The sequence below is a fragment of the Aliivibrio friggae genome (genome assembly GCF_057368515.1).
Map to the genome: position 1 here is coordinate 1,135,172 of NZ_CM170648.1, position 17,890 is coordinate 1,153,061.

At 37.8% G+C, this 17,890-nt stretch carries 12 protein-coding genes and 1 pseudogene; 2 read left to right on the forward strand and 11 right to left on the reverse strand.

The window, feature by feature from the left end; all coding sequences use genetic code 11:
* Positions 1–130: 130 nt before the first annotated feature.
* The 7 genes and pseudogenes from AC2INI_RS05360 to AC2INI_RS05390 form a co-directional block, all read right to left on the reverse strand.
* On the reverse strand, positions 131–1,381 hold the full coding sequence (locus AC2INI_RS05360) for a dicarboxylate/amino acid:cation symporter (RefSeq protein WP_122035284.1): 1,251 nt from the start codon (positions 1,379–1,381) through the stop codon (positions 131–133).
* Between the two features lie 316 nt (positions 1,382–1,697).
* Positions 1,698–2,504: a tryptophan synthase subunit alpha gene (trpA, locus tag AC2INI_RS05365; protein WP_486305511.1), complete on the reverse strand. Its 807-nt coding sequence runs from the start codon at positions 2,502–2,504 to the stop codon at positions 1,698–1,700.
* On the reverse strand, positions 2,504–3,694 hold the full coding sequence (gene trpB / locus AC2INI_RS05370) for a tryptophan synthase subunit beta (protein WP_045101776.1): 1,191 nt from the start codon (positions 3,692–3,694) through the stop codon (positions 2,504–2,506). The genes trpA and trpB overlap by 1 nt, the downstream gene beginning before the upstream one ends.
* A gap of 10 nt (positions 3,695–3,704) precedes the next feature.
* Positions 3,705–5,116: pseudogene (gene trpCF / locus AC2INI_RS05375) on the reverse strand (bifunctional indole-3-glycerol-phosphate synthase TrpC/phosphoribosylanthranilate isomerase TrpF).
* A 4-nt stretch (positions 5,117–5,120) separates the two neighbouring features.
* Complete coding sequence (trpD, locus tag AC2INI_RS05380; protein WP_486305512.1) at positions 5,121–6,128, reverse strand: anthranilate phosphoribosyltransferase; 1,008 nt, start codon at positions 6,126–6,128, stop codon at positions 5,121–5,123.
* A 10-nt stretch (positions 6,129–6,138) separates the two neighbouring features.
* Entirely contained in the window at positions 6,139–6,747 is a 609-nt protein-coding gene (locus AC2INI_RS05385) for an aminodeoxychorismate/anthranilate synthase component II (RefSeq protein ID WP_486305513.1), read from the reverse strand.
* Complete coding sequence (locus AC2INI_RS05390; RefSeq protein WP_486305514.1) at positions 6,747–8,333, reverse strand: anthranilate synthase component 1; 1,587 nt, start codon at positions 8,331–8,333, stop codon at positions 6,747–6,749. Before AC2INI_RS05390 ends, AC2INI_RS05385 begins: the two co-directional genes overlap by 1 nt.
* A gap of 408 nt (positions 8,334–8,741) precedes the next feature.
* Between AC2INI_RS05390 and rnm the strand changes: the two genes are divergently transcribed.
* Together rnm and AC2INI_RS05400 are read left to right on the forward strand one after the other, a co-directional pair.
* Positions 8,742–9,587, forward strand: a complete 846-nt coding sequence (gene rnm, locus AC2INI_RS05395) for an RNase RNM (protein ID WP_486305515.1) — start codon at positions 8,742–8,744, stop codon at positions 9,585–9,587.
* A gap of 46 nt (positions 9,588–9,633) precedes the next feature.
* A complete protein-coding gene (locus AC2INI_RS05400) occupies positions 9,634–10,254 on the forward strand; it encodes an L-threonylcarbamoyladenylate synthase (protein WP_122035272.1) in 621 nt (206 codons plus the stop codon).
* 40 nt (positions 10,255–10,294) lie between these two features.
* On the opposite strand, the gene AC2INI_RS05405 is transcribed toward AC2INI_RS05400, so the two are convergent.
* The 4 genes from AC2INI_RS05405 to AC2INI_RS05420 form a co-directional block, all read right to left on the reverse strand.
* A complete protein-coding gene (locus tag AC2INI_RS05405; RefSeq protein ID WP_486317275.1) occupies positions 10,295–12,652 on the reverse strand; it encodes a response regulator in 2,358 nt (785 codons plus the stop codon).
* Between the two features lie 116 nt (positions 12,653–12,768).
* Positions 12,769–13,923, reverse strand: coding sequence for an acyl-homoserine-lactone synthase (locus tag AC2INI_RS05410; protein ID WP_486305697.1), 1,155 nt, complete (start codon positions 13,921–13,923; stop codon positions 12,769–12,771).
* 170 nt (positions 13,924–14,093) lie between these two features.
* On the reverse strand, positions 14,094–16,550 hold the full coding sequence (locus AC2INI_RS05415) for a response regulator (protein ID WP_486305517.1): 2,457 nt from the start codon (positions 16,548–16,550) through the stop codon (positions 14,094–14,096).
* A 9-nt stretch (positions 16,551–16,559) separates the two neighbouring features.
* The gene (locus AC2INI_RS05420) at positions 16,560–17,762 is read right to left on the reverse strand and encodes an acyl-homoserine-lactone synthase (RefSeq protein ID WP_486305518.1); all 1,203 of its coding nucleotides are present in this window, start codon (positions 17,760–17,762) and stop codon (positions 16,560–16,562) included.
* Between the last annotated feature and the right edge of the window lie 128 nt (positions 17,763–17,890).

Genomic DNA, 17,890 nt, shown 5'->3' on the forward strand with positions numbered 1-17,890 from the left:
AGGGAATCGCTAAAAATTGCTTGTTACATTTTATGCGTGCTTGTTGGTGAAAAAGAAAAGCCAACTCATATGCTTTCAACGAGAAAGAGTGAGTTGGCTTAATAATATCTAATGTAAAGAAGTAATGAATCTACGCTTCTTTATTTTCTGTCGTTGTTTCTGCTGTTTCTTCAACCATTGAGTCAACAATCACGGCACACGCAGCATCACCAGTGATGTTCAGAGCGGTACGGATCATATCGAAGATACGGTCTAATGCGAATAGAAGTGGTAGACCTTCGATTGGAATACCAGCAGCAAGTAGAACAGCAACGACTAGGAAAGAGGGGCCAGGAACACCGGCTTGACCAACAGCACCCAGTGTTGATGTCACAATAATTGCTACATAAGCCCCAATTGACAGATCAATGTTGAACAGCTGAGCAAAGAAGATAGCGACTAGACCGTAGTAAATTGCATTACCAGACATGTTGATCGTTGCGCCTAATGGCAGGACAAATGATGCGGTAGAGTTACGAACACCTAAGTCTTTCTCAACGGTTTCCATAGTTACAGGAAGTGTTGCCATTGATGATGCAGTTGATAATGCAACAGCTTGTGGCTTCTTCATTGCAATCAGGAATTTCTTTGCAGAGGTTTTAGTTAGTAGGCCAACCATTAATGGATACGCAATAAAACCAAATACAAGAATAGCAGCAACATAAACAACGAATAGTTTAAACACGACCATTAACGCGCCAAAACCAAACGTACCCACGGCCTCAGCCATTAAACCAAACACACCGATAGGGGCGATGATCATTACTTTATTGATCATCCAAACCATAATATCAACAATGCTATTAACCGCATTGATCATTGGCTCACGACGTTTCTTTTCTAGTTTAGAAAGACCAATGCCAAAAAATAAGCAGAAAACGAGAATTTGTAGAATGTTTGCTTCATTTAATGATTGGAAAACGTTAGTTGGGATCATACCAGTGATGGTCGCCCAGAACGTTGGCAGCTCACCTTTCGCGGCATACGCTGATGAGAACATACCTTCAACGCCAGAGACATCGATGCCTTTACCCGGCTCAAAAATCTCACCCATGAACAGTGCAAGTGCAACCGCAAGTGCTGAAGTGATACCAAAGTAACCTAAAGTAGTTAACCCCACTTTACCTGCATTACTGCTATTACCTAGACCAGCAGCACCAGAGATTAGAGCAACAGCAACCAGTGGGATCACTAGCATTTTTATTAGGTTAATAAAGATTGTACCTAAAGGAGCAAACATAGCGGCAGATTGCCCCATTGTTGCACCAACCATGGTACCTACGATCATGGCAATAACGACTTGAACGCCAATATTGTTGAGAAGTCCTTTTTGTTGTAACACTTTGATTACCTCTATGCTGTTTTTTTAACAAGATAAAGTTTATGTATCTTGTTAAATATGTAATTGTTAGTTGAATATATTGGGTGATGTTTTACACGTAACTTTTACATCTATCAATGGTTTTATCAAATACTTCTCAATTTATGTAGTCATATGTAGGCTTTTTGTTTCTTTTTTGTGCGTCGTGAGGTTTGTTGTTACTTTTTGGTAAGTGGACTCTAATGAATATTTATTATGGCAAAGTCAGTATAGAAAAGGGAAGAATAAAAAAAGAGCTCGTGATGAGCTCTTTTGGGATGAGATAATATGTTAAATGTTATTTTTGTGTTGCCGCTTTCATCGATAAAGTAAACGATGAAAGAGCTTTAAGTAAAGCGGCTGGATTATTTTGATTTTGTTCAATGATCTTTACGGTCGCAGAGCCAGAAATAGCCCCTGCTGCGCCTGCTTTAATCGCTTCTTCAACTTGTGCAGGCTCTGAAATACCAAAACCTAAGATAGCTGGTGGTGCATCAAATTGGTTTAAGCGCTCTAATAGTTGAGCAACAGGCATACCTGCTTTGGTTTCTGCGCCAGTAACACCAGCACGAGAAAGAAGGTAGGTGTAGCCGCCACCTAATTTAGCAACGGTTTCTAACGTTTCATCCGATGCTGATGGTGGAGCTATAAAGATTGGATGAACATTATGCTTGAGTGCACTTGCTCTAAATTCTTCAGACTCATTGGTTGGTACATCAGCAATTAGTACTGAATCTACACCAGCTTGTTGGCATTTAGCATAGAAAGTATCGATGCCATTTGCGAACACAAGATTTGCGTACACTAAAAGACCGATTGGTGTTTCAGGGTATTTAGCTCGGATTTTTGAGATCAATTCAAAACAAACGGCAGGTGTTGTTTTACTGTCTAATGCACGAATGTTTGCACCTTGGATAGTAGGGCCATCCGCTAAAGGATCAGAAAATGGAATGCCTAATTCAAGGGCATCTGCTCCTGATTCAACTAACGTTTCCATTATCTGGTAAGAGAGCTCGGGATTTGGATCGCCAATGGTTACAAAAGGAACAAAGGCACCTTGGTTTTTGTCTGCTAATTTAGCAAATAGGTCTTGATAACGATCCATTAGATTTCTCCCTTTTCTTTTAGAATGTCATGAACAGTGAAGATATCTTTGTCACCACGGCCTGATAGGTTAACCACTAACAACTGTTCTTTTTCTGGTTCAGCATGCGCTAGCTGAAGTGCATAAGCCAGAGCATGAGATGATTCTAATGCAGGAATAATCCCTTCGCCTTTTGCTAAGGTTTGGAATGCCTCTAGTGCTTCATCATCGGTAACTGATCCATATTCTGCACGGCCAATGGCATTCAAATGTGCGTGTTGTGGGCCAACTGATGGGAAATCAAGCCCAGCAGATACAGAGTAAGACTCTTCAATTTGACCATGTTCATCCTGCATCAATGGTGCTTTCATACCAAAGAAGATACCCGTTTTACCATGCTTAAGTGGCGCACCATGTTGGTCGGTATCAATACCTTTACCGGCAGGCTCTACACCAATCAGTTTTACATCTTCTTCTTCAATAAAATCAGCAAACATACCAATCGCGTTTGAACCACCACCAACACAAGCAATAACCGCATCAGGAAGACGGCCTTCACGAGCAAGGATCTGCATTTTTGTTTCTTCGCCAATCATTCGTTGGAAATCACGAACAATCGTCGGGAATGGGTGAGGGCCAGCTGCTGTACCTAATAGATAATGCGCAGTTTCATAAGTTGCAGACCAGTCACGTAGTGCTTCATTACAGGCATCTTTTAGCGTTGATGAACCTGAATGAACAGGGATCACTGTTGCACCCATTAACTCCATGCGGAATACATTCGGGCTTTGACGTTCAATATCTTTAGCGCCCATGTAAACACGACATTTTAAGCCAAGCAGAGCACAAGCAAGAGCAGTTGCAACGCCGTGTTGACCTGCACCCGTTTCAGCAATGATCTCTTCTTTACCCATGCGTTTTGCAAGTAGCGCCTGACCTAATACTTGGTTAGTTTTGTGAGCGCCACCGTGCAGCAAATCTTCACGCTTTAGGTACAGTTTAGTTTTAGTCCCCTTGGTTAGGTTACGGCAAAGAGTAAGTGCGGTAGGACGGCCTGCGTATTCTTGCAGTAACGTCATAAACTCAGCTCGGAAATCTTCATCTGCTTGAGCATCAATAAAGGCTTGCTCAAGTTGGTCCAATGCAGGTACTAAAATTTGTGGAACGTATTGACCACCATATTCACCGAAGTAGGCATCTAATTTTGCCATGATATTTTCCTTAATAATCTCGTAATGCGCTAAATACGGCGCGTAATTTTTTGTGATCTTTTTTCCTGGTGCCGATTCGACACCAGAGTTGAAATCTAATCCGTAACAACCAAGTTGTGCAGCTTGTTTGGTATTTTCTAGTGATAAACCACCGGCTAGCATAATGTTGCTATGTGGTAGTTTATCCCAATCAAAACTAACGCCAGTCCCGCCTGCTTGAGTGCCTACTTTACAATCTACCAACACTTTATCAGCAAGACTTTGAGGAAGGGAAATGCTTTGTGCATCATCTGACACAGAAATAACATTCCACACTTGGCAACCTGCTGGTAGCTGTTGTTTTAGTTCTGCAATGTATTCTTCGCTTTCAGAACCATGCAATTGAACCACCGCAAGAGATAGTTCGTTCGCTCGTTGTGCAACAGTAGACACTGCATCGTTTTGGAAAACGCCTACATAATTCAACGTGGTTGATTGAGTTATGGCTTTTGCTGTCTCTAATGAAACAAAACGCGGTGATTTTTCAACAAAGATAAGTCCGCCATATACGGCACCAGAGTCATAAACTGCTTTTGCATCTTCAACAGACGTTAAGCCGCATACTTTGTTTTCACCTAGGATCACTTTTCGTGCTGCCAGTTCTAGGTTTTCTTCTGCCATTAATGAGCTGCCAATTAAAAAACCTGCTGCGTGTTTTGCCAGATCTTTTACTTGTTGGTGGTTATAAATACCAGACTCAGAAATAATGGTTGTGCCTTTTGGCAGTAATGGTGCAAGCTCTTTTGTGCGGTTCAAATCGGTTGATAAATCACGTAGGTTACGGTTGTTTATACCAATCACTTGCGCTTCTAATGCGACCGCTCGGTGTAACTCTTCTTCATTACTGACTTCAGTGAGTACACCCATGCCAAATGAATGAGCGACTTCTGCAAGCTCTTTGTATTCTTCATCGTTAAGCACTGAAAGCATGAGTAGAATGGCATCTGCACCGTAATGGCGAGCTAAATAGACTTGGTATGCATCAATCATAAAATCTTTGCACAGAATAGGCTGATTAACTTGGTCACGAATAATGGGTAAGAAATCAAAACTGCCTTGGAAATACTTTTCGTCCGTTAACACAGAAATCGCACTGGCGTGTTTGTTATAGACTGAAGCAATGTAGTTAAGATCAAAATCTTGTCGGATTAATCCTTTTGATGGTGATGCTTTTTTACATTCAAGAATAAACTCAGTTTTTCCCGTTTTTAATGCTTGGTAAAAACTGCGATCAGAGCTAGTTAGGCCATTCTTAAAGGTATCAAGAGGCTGTGTTTCTTTGCGCTCATTTATCCAAATTGCTTTATCTTTGACAATTTTTACAAGCACTTCAGCCATTTGGGTATTTTCTACTGAGATGTGCTCAGACAATTGTTGTGTCATCTTTCTATCCTCGTGCAGCCAGTTGTTGAACTAGCTCAAATGCTTTACCTGAGTTCATCGCATCAATGGCTTTTTGTGCATTGGCTTTTAAATCTTCATGACCAAACAGACGCATTAATAGTGAAACATTAACCGCAATAGCGCCCAGTTGAGCGTCAGTGCCTTTACCTGTCAGAATATCAGTAATAATCGCTCTGTTTTCTTCTGGCTCTCCGCCTTTAATTGCTTCAAGCGGATGAGTGTCTAGACCAAAATCTTCAGGCGTTAATGTGTATTCTTTGATTTCACCATCAATAATTTCAGCGACGGTTGTTGGGCCATGAATAGCAACCTCATCTAAACCAGAACCAAAGACAACCGCTGCGCGTTTCATTCCCATATTCACCATGGTTTCTGCGATAGGGCGAACCAGAGACTCATCATACACACCCATTAATTCAATGTTTGGACGAGCGGGGTTGATCAGCGGACCAAGGATATTAAAGATGGTGCGGGTTTTCATGGTTTGACGGACTGGCATCGCATGTCGAACACCACCGTGATAGTGAGGCGCAAATAAGAAAGCAACGCCTAAATCATCAACCGCTTTTCGTGTGTCTTCTGCTGACATGGCTAAATTAATACCAAAAGAATCTAATAAGTCAGAAGAACCTGATTTACTTGATACGCCGCGATTGCCATGTTTTGCGATTTTTAATCCACATGCCGCAGCAACAAACGCCGCTGTGGTGGAAATATTTATCGTATTTGAACCGTCACCACCTGTACCAACAATGTCGGCGAAATCGTAATCAGGACGAGGGAATTCATTGGCATTATCAAGCAGTGCTTTTGCTGCACCTGCAATTTCGTTTGGTGTTTCACCTTTGATTTTCAAACAGGTTAGGGCAGCGGTAAGTAGAATAGGCTCTAACTCGCCTTTAATAATGGCATCAAAAAGAACTTGGCTTTCTGTTTCTGAAAGCGAAGTTTGATCATACAGTTTAGTGAAAATGGCTTCAATTTGAGTCATACGAATATCCTTATTCTTTATTGTCTGAACGGCTTGAATCTAAATTTAAAGCCCAGTTTAATGTATTAATTAGTAGCTCAGCGCCTTGCGTCGTTAAAATGGATTCAGGATGAAATTGGAATCCACACACTTTATCTTCTTCTTGGATCACAGCCATGACTAAATCATCAACGGTTGCTGTAATGGTTAATTGGTCGGTTACCTTTGTCGCCACCAAAGAGTGATAACGAGCAATAGAGAGTGGGTTTGGTAACCCATCAAAAATTGCGTGTTGGTTATGGCTCATCATTGCTGATTTACCATGAACGATTTCACCTGCTCCAGCAACTGTCCCATCATATGCTTCTACAATCGCTTGATGACCAAGACAAATCCCAATCATAGGTACTTTGCCTTTTAAGCGTTGAATGACTTCAGGCATACAGCCGGCTTCTGATGGCGCGCCTGGTCCTGGAGATAGTACAACTACCGGATTTTCTAGTTTATTTACCGCCTCTTCAAAAGCCGCGGCTGACAAACTATTTCGATAAATAGTGACTGGGTAACCAAGTGAGCGAAATTGATCAACCAAGTTATAAGTAAAGGAGTCGAAATTATCGAGTAATACAATATGAGCCATTAGTTTTTCTCCTTAGTGCTTACTGGTTGAGCTAAGTGCGCTTTTTGAATTGCTGAGATCACTGCTTGGGCTTTTCCACGAGTTTCATCGGCTTCAGCTTGTGGATCAGAGTCATACACCACACCAGCTCCGGCTTGAACTTGAGCGATACCGTCTTCAACATAGGCTGAACGAATAACAATACAAGTATCCATGTTGCCATCGCCTGTTAAATAACCCACAGCGCCACCATAAGTGCCTCGGCGTGTTTTTTCTACGTCACGAATGAGCTGCATAGCACGGATCTTTGGTGCGCCAGTTAATGTCCCCATATTCATACATGCTTGGTAAGCATGAAGGGCATCAAGATCCCCTCGAAGTTGACCAACAACACGAGAAACCAGATGCATAACATGGCTGTAGCGGTCTACTTTTAATAAATCAGCCACATAGCGGGTGCCAGCTTCAGAAATACGAGCCACATCATTACGAGCCAAATCAACTAGCATCATGTGTTCTGCGTTTTCTTTGGTATCACAACGCAGTTCTAATTCAATGCGGCTGTCTAAATCATGGTTGATAGAGCCATCGCTGTTTTTACCACGTTGACGTGTGCCTGCGATTGGGTAAATCTCAACTTGGTTGGTTTCTTTGCCATATTTTAATGCAGATTCAGGCGATGCACCAAACAGGGTGAAATCGCGATCTTGCAGATAAAACATATAAGGGCTTGGGTTACCTATTTTCAGTTCACGGTAAGCCGCTAATGGCGCGGGACAAGGAAGAGTGAATCGACGAGAAGGTACAACTTGGAAAATATCGCCTTTAATAACAAATTCTTTTAAATCTAATACGGTTTGACAGAAATCTTCATCGGAGACACTTGGAACCGCTTCACAATTTTCTAGCGTTGGGGCTGCAGGAACCGTATGTGGCTCTGAGCAAAATTCTTTAATTTCAAGAAGTCGAGCAGAAACACTGGTTTTGATAGTCTCATCAGAATTAAACAGTGAGCCCTGAAGTACCGAAGACTCGGTTTGGTGATCGATGACCAAAAGTGATTCCGCTACATAAAACACATAATCAGGACACTTATTGGTTGTTTCTGCATTACCAAGGTTTTCAAAATTCGCCACTAAATCATAAGCAAATAAACCGCCTAAAAATAGCGCGTTAGAGGGTAACCCAGTTACATCAAAGTGATTTTGAATAAAACGCAGAGCATCAAAAGAAGAAAGCTCACGTAAACGGCTGTCTTCATCCAGATCTTGGTTAATCTCTGGAAAGTGCAGCGTGAGTAGAGTTTGAGAAGATAGAGTAATCAAAGAAGGAGGTAGAGATAGCGCTAAGGTCTGTAATAAACGTTCACCGTTCAGCGTTAGGGCTTCTAAGGTAACGTCTTTATCAAAACAATGAATTCGTACCGCCGCATCAATCAGCATTAAGCTTATAATGTTTTGCTTAGAGTTTACTTCAGCCCCTTCGAGCAACAAGCTCATCTCTTTATTCTCACACAACGTAGAGTAAAGTTGGGTTGGATCGGAAACGTATGGAACGTCAAGGGAAAGAACTTCTAGCTGACCATCATTGGGTATTACTGACTGCATTCCAGCCTCCCTGCTAATGCGTTGAATTGATGTTACATTTTTATTAGTTTTCATAGTCGCATATTTCACTTTTGTTGCCACTCTTTTCTTAAAACTTGTGAGGGCTGAATGACTGACTGTTTAGATTTTCATCTATTATTAGTTTTACTGATTGGTTGTGCTTAAGGCATAAAAAAACCCGCTAGATGGCGGGCAAGGTTTTATGTCACTTAACTAAGCACAAAACACTACCCGAAGTAGTGCCACCAACGTTTAGTCATCACGCTAGTTTTTAAGAATGCTTGTTGTTTGCTAAGCTGTGACATAAAGTACCTACTATTAAAACAAAGATAATATCAATTATTCATTGAGAAAGTGTTTAACTGCGTACCAGTAAACTAGTACGCGAGGTGAAAGTCAAGAATTATTATGAAAATAGACCTACATAGTCACACAACTGCGTCGGATGGACGTATGTCTCCTGCTGAATTAGTAGAAAGAGCCGTAAGTTTTGATGTAAAAGTCTTAGCAATTACCGATCATGATACGGTCGCTGGCTTAGCAGAAGCCCACCAAACGATCAAAGAAAAAGAATTACCAGTGCATTTAATTGATGGTATTGAAATTTCTACATTATGGAGCAACAAGGATATTCATGTTGTAGGCCTTAATGTTGACGTTAATCACCCTGAATTAATTGCATTGATAGAAGAACAAGCGCAACGTAGAGACTCACGAGCACGAAAAATGGCTGAGCGTCTTGAGAAAGCCGGATATGTGGGAGCATTTGAAGGTGCTGTGGCTCTTGCTAATGGTGGTTCATTAACACGAGCGCATTTTGGCAAGTGGTTAGTTGACCAAGGTCACGCAAAAACCATGCAAGCGGTATTTAAAAAGTTCTTAACACGCAATAACATAGGGTATGTTCCGCCGGATTGGTGCTCAATCGAAGAAGCCGTTAAAGTGATTCATAATGCGGGAGGAACGGCAGTATTAGCTCATCCTGGGCGTTATAATTTAACAGCAAAGTGGATTAAACGATTGTTAGTTGCTTTTGTTGAAGCAAAAGGGGACGCAATGGAAGTTGCTCTACCTCAGCAAGGCGTACAAGAGCGACGAGTGCTGGCAAACTATGCAATTGATTATGAATTACAAGCGTCACAAGGTTCAGATTTCCATTATCCGTCCCCTTGGACTGAGCTTGGAAGAAATTTATGGCTGCCTGAAGGGGTGGTTCCAGTATGGCAAGAATGGGATTTACCAACATTTGAGTAGGCTTAATCCTTAAATAATAACAATGACCTGCTAGGCAGGAGGAATGATGAGCCAATTTTTTTATGTACATCCAGATAATCCACAAGCCCGCTTAATTAGCCAAGCGGTTGCTATCATTCGTGATGGTGGAGTGGTTATTTATCCAACCGATTCAGGTTATGCATTAGGTTGTCAGCTTGAGAATAAACAGGCATTAGAACGTATTTGTCAGATCCGTCGTTTAGACGATAAACATAACTTTACTTTGTTATGCCGCGATCTTTCTGAGCTTTCAATTTATGCTCGTGTTGATAACAGTGTTTTCCGTTTATTAAAAAATAATACGCCAGGTGCGTACACATTTATTTTTAAAGGCACTAAAGAAGTCCCTCGCCGTCTTATGAACCCAAAACGTAAGACAATTGGTATGCGTGTTCCTGACAATAAAATTGCGTTAGATCTGCTCGAAGCATTAGGGGAGCCTCTAATGTCGACAACTTTGATCTTGCCGGGTAACGAGGTGGCAGAGTCTGATCCTGAGGCGATTCGTGATCAACTTGAGCATGCGGTGGATTTGATTATGAATGGTGGTTACTTAGGTGAACAACCAACAACTGTTGTTGATTTTAGTGATGATGAAATCAATGTGGTTCGTATTGGTGCTGGGGATCCTAGCCCGTTTCAATAATTAAAAAGAATAGAGTGTATAAATAGCCAGCAGTGTCTGGCTATTTTTTTATCCATTTTTCGAGAGTGTGCAGCAATTGTGGTTTAGATATTGGTTTGGTTAAATAATCATCCATTACTGATGTGATGTTTACTATCTCTTCATGACCAGATTCACCAGTAAGAGCGATGATAGGAATTGATGGGTGAGTCGCTTTAATTTTTTCAGCCGCTTCAGTTCCATTCATCACAGGCATACGGGAATCCATGAAGATCAGGTCAATATCTATTTTATCTACAATTTGAACCGCTTCAGCTCCGTTTTCGGCTTGAATAATAGTGAGATGATCATTGGCAATGAAGGTTTGTATTAACATTCGTTGTACTTTTTTATCATCAACAATAAGTATTGTTCTTTCTGAGTTGTTATTTGTAATATTCGTTTCGAATGTAATGTCTTGTTGTACTTGTCGAGGCTGAGTTATTGGCTGAATATCATTATTTACTTTAGGAAAACTCAGAACGAATTCAGTAAATTCTCCTTTTTTTGAATAGCAGGCAATATTGCCACCAAAGGAGTGCATAACTCTTAGGCAATAAGATAGCCCTAAACCAGTGCCTCCTTTCTTATTATGAGTAAAAAAGTCATCAAAGATATTTGGTAATATATTTGGATCAATTTCAGGCCCAGTATCTCTAAAGATTAAAGAATTTGTCGTGTTCCCTTTAGTTAACTGTATTGATATCTTACAGTCTAAGTTATCAAAATAATGAATGGAGTTACGTAATAAATTAAAGAGGATAAAACCAAATAAAGTATCGTTAGCATGTATGGTGAAATCATCGCTTAGATTAACGTTAATACGGTTACGAATCTTTTCTGAGTCAAAAGCATATTCATTTATAAACTGATTGGTTAATTCTGAAATGGAATAATACTTAAATAAATGTTGGTTTATTTCTGAACCTTTACTTTCACTGAGAATGATATCAATGAGTTGGGCACCACGTTGGATCGCCAATTTGCCTTTTTGTAATTCATCATTGATCGTTGTTTCTTTTGAGTGTGCGCCAATACGTTCAAAGTGGTATTGAAGTTGTGATAAAGGGTTACGCATCTCATGGGCGATAGAGTTAGCAAGTGCTTGAGACTGGCGTACTTTACGTTCACTTTCAATATACCCTTGAACCTTGGTTAATACCCACTGTACAGCGGTAATCTCTTCATTAGAAAAAGTAGAGCCATCTTGTTTGTTTGCAGAGATAAGCAAATGAGAAATCAGCTTATTTTTTCCAAAAACAGGTAGTATTAAGGCTGTTTTATGGGAATCCATCTCTTTTTGTACTTGATGCAGCTCAGAATGATTTGATTCTGGAGCATAGTGAATTTGATAATCTAACTCATCTTTCACCAATGCAGAATTTGATTGGTTCAAATGTGGTATGAAGATATTGTAGTTTGTGTTTTTACCGACTAAGAGTAAGTCATCTTGTGGTGTTCCAAGCAGAGAAGCCAGTTTCTCGATAGCATGTTGAGTGGAATATTTAAATTCATCTGCTATTTCATATATTTTATCTACCGGCGTTTTTTTGTCTTTGTATATTAATAAACTAGAGAGCATTTTAGCTTTTGAAAGTATTTTATTCCAAAATAAGCCAGTGAAAATTATCAATAAAATACTACTATAGAATAAACCGCTTTCTTGGTGGTTATTATAGAAATACAGAAAAGGGCTAAGGAAGATGATTAAGGTCATCGTATAGGATGCTACCCAAAAAGAGATATAACGGAAGCTGTATAAGCGATGATAAAGCAACGTATAACCAATTAAAACGGCTTCTGTAACGGAAAGGGCGGGTGGTATCCAAGCAAATGAAAAGTCGTGCCATACCGTAGGTATGATAATCTGAGAAATAATAGTTGAAGACATAAAGATTAAAATACCAAACAATAAGTAAGTAGATTTTTCTTTATTCAGTTTTATTTTACTTTTTCTTAATTTTGTAAAATTATAAATAATCAAGCCAATAAATACAAAGGCATTAAGAAAAAATAGAGTAGCTAATGGGCCGAAATGAATAGTAAAAAGGCCTTTATCAACAATAGTAACACCAGTAACGGTTAAGTTTGGTATCAGATTGATGGCAAGAGCAAACGTTGTTTCAGCATAAAAAAGAACCACTTGCCACGTTTTTAATTTTTTGTTTTTCTCTGTTGATACCAGTCGACAGGAAAATAAGAAGGCAAAACTAAACGCAAAATATGAGCTTAAGTTAGCAAGTAGTGCTACTTGTATCGCGGTACGCTCAGTAAATTTAACTAATAGATCAGATTGAAAATAGTAATTAGTTAAAATCCAAAGAACGATAAAAATAGAGTAGGCAATATATGGATGATAAACTTTAGGGTCAACTTCCATCCGATCTTTAAACAAAGAGCGAATAAAGTAGGCCACCCATAATAAGATAAAGACGGCAATAAACAGTAATAAATTATCTTTTGGGAGGCCACTTAACATTTATAACAAACTCATCATTATTTTAATACTTTTCTTCTTTGGATAATTTTAACATTATATTCTTTAAAATTATATTGATTGAAAACATAACGGGCATTTTTTGTAAGACAAATTCCTTTATGTGTGACTAATCCTGAGTTATTTATATCTTGATAACCAGTAAAAACAAAAGGCATATGCTCTCTTTCTACGTTATTCATCTCTTGATAGAAAAGTATCATTGCGGGCTGTTCTATAATAGAAAAAATCATATCTCTTCCTGAAAGGAACAGAGCGTTTGCTAGGCCTTTTTGTGCGAGATACATATGATAGTTCAGTTTCATTTTAGGTCCGTTGACGGTAAAGCGAATAACGCCACACATGCGTGTTTTATCTACTATAGAAGAAAACATTGCATTTTCGAGTTCAGAACAAGAAAGCGTATTAAAATAATCACATGGTTGGTTTTTTTGGGAAGATAAGTCTGGAAAATATTGGGTAATAGCTTCTGAACTTTCTGCTTTATTCCATTTGTTACTTTGAAAAAAATCATCGAAGAATAGCCAGTTTTTCTTTTGATGATAAGGTTCAATAAGCGCTGATGAAATAATTTTAGGGTAGTCATTTTCGTCATCAAATTGATACAAGATGAAATGTTCCCCTTTTGACGAAATATTAAGGATCTTGAGCATTTCATACCATTTGTGTTCTTTAATGAACGTAGCAATATTTATCAGAACAATAGCATCAGAGAGTAATAGTGGTTGCTCACAAAATTCAGTATGAAATAGGCGAGTATCTAATGCAGTATCACTAACAATCTCATAATGATAATGCTCATTTATGACTTGAGCGCTTGGGTACGTTTGTCGTTGTTTTTTGTTATTGCAGATTTGATTTGAATTTTGAATGGTTCTAAATATTTCGAATTCTGTCCAACATATCAATAAGCAGCCAAAAATACGTTGAGAGAGTTGCTCAATAATAAAGTATTGTTCGGGGAGTTGCTTACAAGGGGATTTTGCTATCAACTCTTTAGCTTCTGGTGTTGAGAATATAGAAGCAAGATTTCCTGAGTGACTGCAGTCTATTTTGCCTAATATGGTCTCTTTTCTATACTCGATTATTTCTTGAAAAATGTGTGGGTTATCTATTTCTTTACTGTATTGATAAATGACTTCAATGAGTTCTATTGAATGGTTTTTTTTGGGTTACTTCATTATCAAGACAAGAAGTAATTGATATATATAATTGATGTAAAGTCTTCATTTTTATTCCTTTTGATGATAGAAGTTGCTGTTATACACTCAGCATTTTTATCATACTGGAAATCAGTATCAGTAATGACTTTTTGTTTAAATTTTCATATCCATTTATCTAAAACTTGCAGTAGTTGTGATTTAGAAATCGGTTTAGTTAAGTGATCATCCATAATTATTGATATTATTTTTAGTTCGGCATGATCTGCCTCACCAGTTAAAGCGATGATAGGAAGCGATGGGTAAGTGTGCTTTATTGTTTTAGCCGCTTGAATTCCATTCATCACAGGCATACGCGAATCCATAAGGATGAGGTCAATGTTATTATTATTAACTATATCGATAGCTTGAGCACCGTTCTCAGCTTGTAAGGTATTAACGTTATCATTTGAAATAAATGTTTGGATTAACATTCTCTGTACTTTTTTGTCATCAACAATAAGAATGGTTTTAATCGATTTATTTATTATATTTTGTTCTTGAGTTTTATTTTTCTGATAAATAACGTCAGTTTTACTATGAATTATTGTATTTGAATTTTTTTCATCCTGAATTTTTGGAAAGCTAAGAACAAATTCAGTAAATTCACCTTTCTTTGAATAACAAGAAATATTCCCTCCAAAAGAATTCATCGCTCTTAAGCAATAAGATAGCCCTAAACCACTGCCTCCTTCTTTATTGTAGGTAAAGAAATCATCAAAGATATTCGGTAATATATTAGAGTCTATACCAGGACCTGTATCTCTGAAAATTAAGGAGTTAACAGTATTTCCTTGAATTATTTTTATTGATATTTCGCTGTCACTATTTCTAAAATAATGAATAGCATTGCGTAACAAATTAAAGAGAATGAAACCAAAAAGAGTATCATTAACATTAATGGTAAAATCATCACTAAGATTGATCTTTATGCGACTGCGAATATCTTCTGATTCAAAAGCGTACTCATTTATAAATTGATTTGTTAATGCTGAGATTGAGTAATGTTTAAATAAATCCTGATTGATTTCAGATCCTTTACTTTCACTTAAAATAACATCAATTAGTTGAGCTCCACGCTGAATCGCTAGTTTACCTTGTTGCAACTCAGCATTGATAACGGCTTCGTTTGAATGTGCGCCAATGCGTTCAAAATGGTATTGGAGTTGTGATAGTGGATTTCGCATCTCATGAGCTATAGAGCTTGCTAATGCTTGAGATTGATTTACTTTACGCTCGCTTTCAATATAGCCTTGAACTTTGCTTAGCACCCATTGAATTGCTGTAATCTCTTCATTTGAAAAGGTAGTACCATCTCGTTTATTCGATGAGATAAGTAGATGCGTGATAAGTTTATTTTTTCCAAAAATAGGAAGAATTAATGCTGTTTTTGTTGAGTCCATTTCTTTTTGAACTTGATGAAGTTCTGCTTGAGAATACTGAGATGCATAATGGAGTTGGTAGTCTAATTCGTCCTTTACTAATGCTGAATTTGATTGATTAAGATGGGGTATGAAAATATTATAATTTGCATTCTGCCCTACTAGCAGAAGGTCTTCTTGTGGTGTGCTGAGCAATAGAGCAAGTTTTTTCATTGCCTCATTACTAGAATATTTAAATTCTTCAGCAATCTCAAATATTTGTTCTACTGGTGTTTTTTTATTCTTATATATTAATAAGCTAGATAAGATTTTTGCTTTATTAAGCGTACGTTTCCATAGTAGGCCGATAGATACCCCAAACCCGATTAACAATAAATTGAATGTTAAATCCATAGTATAGAGTACTGCGATAGGTATTAGATAAATAACGACATTCATTGCATAGGATAATGCCCAATAAGAAATATACCTTAAGCTATAAAGGCGATGGTAAACTAATGTATAACCAATTAATAATGCTTCGGTTATTGATAGTGCTGGTGGTAGCCATGTATAAGAAAAATCATTCCAGAGTACAGGGATAACTATCTGTGAGGCAATAGTTGAAGACATATAAACAAAAATACCAAATAATAAATAGATGGACTTTTCTCTGTTGAGCTTGATGTCGCTTTTTCTTAATTTTATGAAATTAAAAATAGTGAGAATAATAAAAAGAAAGGCATTAGCAAAAAAGAAAGGCGCGAAAGGTCCAAACTCAATGGTAAAATTACCTGGGGATACAATATCAACACCAGTTACAGTCTGATTAGGTGTTAAATTTAGTATAAATGCGAGTACCGTTGCTGTAGTTGCTAACCAAAATTGCCACGGAGATAGTTTTTTATCAGTTCTATTAGATGAAAGATAGCACGAGAATAAAAAGGCAAATGCAAAAGCAAGGTAGGAGGTAATATTGGCAATAATAGCCATTATTATTGCCATGTTTTCATTAAATCGGACTAATAATGAAGACTGAAAGTAAGCATTGCTTAGTATCCATAATACGATAAATACAGCATAAAGAACGTATGAAAAGTAAATGTTAGTATTAACCTTTGTCCGTTCTTTATAGTGAGAACGGACAAAAAAGCCAACCCAAAGCAATACCGTTGCACTGGTTAGTAGTAATAAATAAACTTTAGGTAAGGCTAGTTGCATTTATAAAGCTCAATGGTTTCGTAGTAGTTTTCTTAACCCAATAATCTTAACATTATACTCTTTAAAATTATATTGATTAAAAGCAAGTGTTGCATTCTTCAGGAGCCAAATACCTTTATAGGTGACAACCCCGTTTTTATTGATATCTTGTGCACTAGTAAAAAGATAGGGAGATGCTTCTGGAGTATCAATATTCATTGATTGATAGAACAAAACCATCGCGGGCTTCTCTATGATAGTAAAAACTACATCACGTCCACTCTCTTTTAAGGCATTTGCTAACCCTTTTTGTGCCAAATATAAGTAAAAATTAGCTTTTGATTTTGAGCCACTGACAGTGAGTCTAATGGCTTCACATACTTTTGTGTGATCTAAAATAGAAGAAAATATGCTTTTTTCAATATCATCTGATGATTTATTCATTAATTGAGACTTACCTAGTGTTGTTGAGATTTTAGTTGCACACTCTAAATTGAGGATCGAATACGATTGATGGATTGGCTGCCACTTTGAACTTTGGAAAAAATCATCAAAAAAAAGCCAATTACGAGAAGTGGGGGCTGAGTTAATTAAGGCAGAAGAAATGATATTTGGGTAGGCACTTTTGTCGTTAAATTGATATAAAATAAAGTGCTCACCTTTTGATGAAATATTGAGCATACCTAGCATTTCATACCATTGATGCTCTTTAATAAATGTGGCGATATTAATGAGTACAATAGCATCAGAAAGCCGCAATGGTTGATCACAAAACTCAGTATGAAATAGTCGAGTATCTAATGCAATATCTGCAACTATTTCATAATGGAAGTGTTCATTTATTACTGGAGAATTGTAAGTATGATGAGCATTATCTGCATTTTGTATAATGGTAAGGGTGGAGTTTTTAATGGTTCTGAAGATTTCCAATTCGGTCCAGCAGGACAGCAAGCAACCAAAAAGGCGTAGGGCAACTTGTTCAATAAGAAAATAGTGTTTGGGTAGCGTGGGACTAGCTTGTTTTCCTATGATATCTTTTGCGGCTTGAGTCGAAAATAGATCGGCTAAATTGCCTATGTTAGATTCACCAAGTTGATTTGAAATAAACGTTTTCCTGTTTTCTATAATCTCTTGTAGAAGAGTGTGATTATCTGTTTCATTACAGTGTGAATCGAATATTTCTATAAAATAATCACACTGGTTTTTTTTGTGCGGCCCCATTTTCAAGATCACGAGATAAAGCATTAAGTAAACGGTTTAATTTTTCCATTTGAATTTCCTTTTTGTATTAATAAAATGCTGTCATACGTTCAGCATTTCTAATCATACTGGAAATCATTTTAAGCCATAAATTTTTGCTT

Coding starts and splice junctions, on each gene's coding strand:
- AC2INI_RS05390 (WP_486305514.1), bottom strand. CDS start 8,333: ATGCAGTCAGTAATACCCAATGATGGTCAGCTAGAAGTTCTTTCCCTT.
- trpA (WP_486305511.1), bottom strand. CDS start 2,504: ATGGATCGTTATCAAGACCTATTTGCTAAATTAGCAGACAAAAACCAA.
- AC2INI_RS05385 (WP_486305513.1), bottom strand. CDS start 6,747: ATGGCTCATATTGTATTACTCGATAATTTCGACTCCTTTACTTATAAC.
- AC2INI_RS05415 (WP_486305517.1), bottom strand. CDS start 16,550: ATGCAACTAGCCTTACCTAAAGTTTATTTATTACTACTAACCAGTGCA.
- AC2INI_RS05400 (WP_122035272.1), top strand. CDS start 9,634: ATGAGCCAATTTTTTTATGTACATCCAGATAATCCACAAGCCCGCTTA.
- trpD (WP_486305512.1), bottom strand. CDS start 6,128: ATGACTCAAATTGAAGCCATTTTCACTAAACTGTATGATCAAACTTCG.
- rnm (WP_486305515.1), top strand. CDS start 8,742: ATGAAAATAGACCTACATAGTCACACAACTGCGTCGGATGGACGTATG.
- trpB (WP_045101776.1), bottom strand. CDS start 3,694: ATGGCAAAATTAGATGCCTACTTCGGTGAATATGGTGGTCAATACGTT.
- AC2INI_RS05405 (WP_486317275.1), bottom strand. CDS start 12,652: ATGGAAGTTGACCCTAAAGTTTATCATCCATATATTGCCTACTCTATT.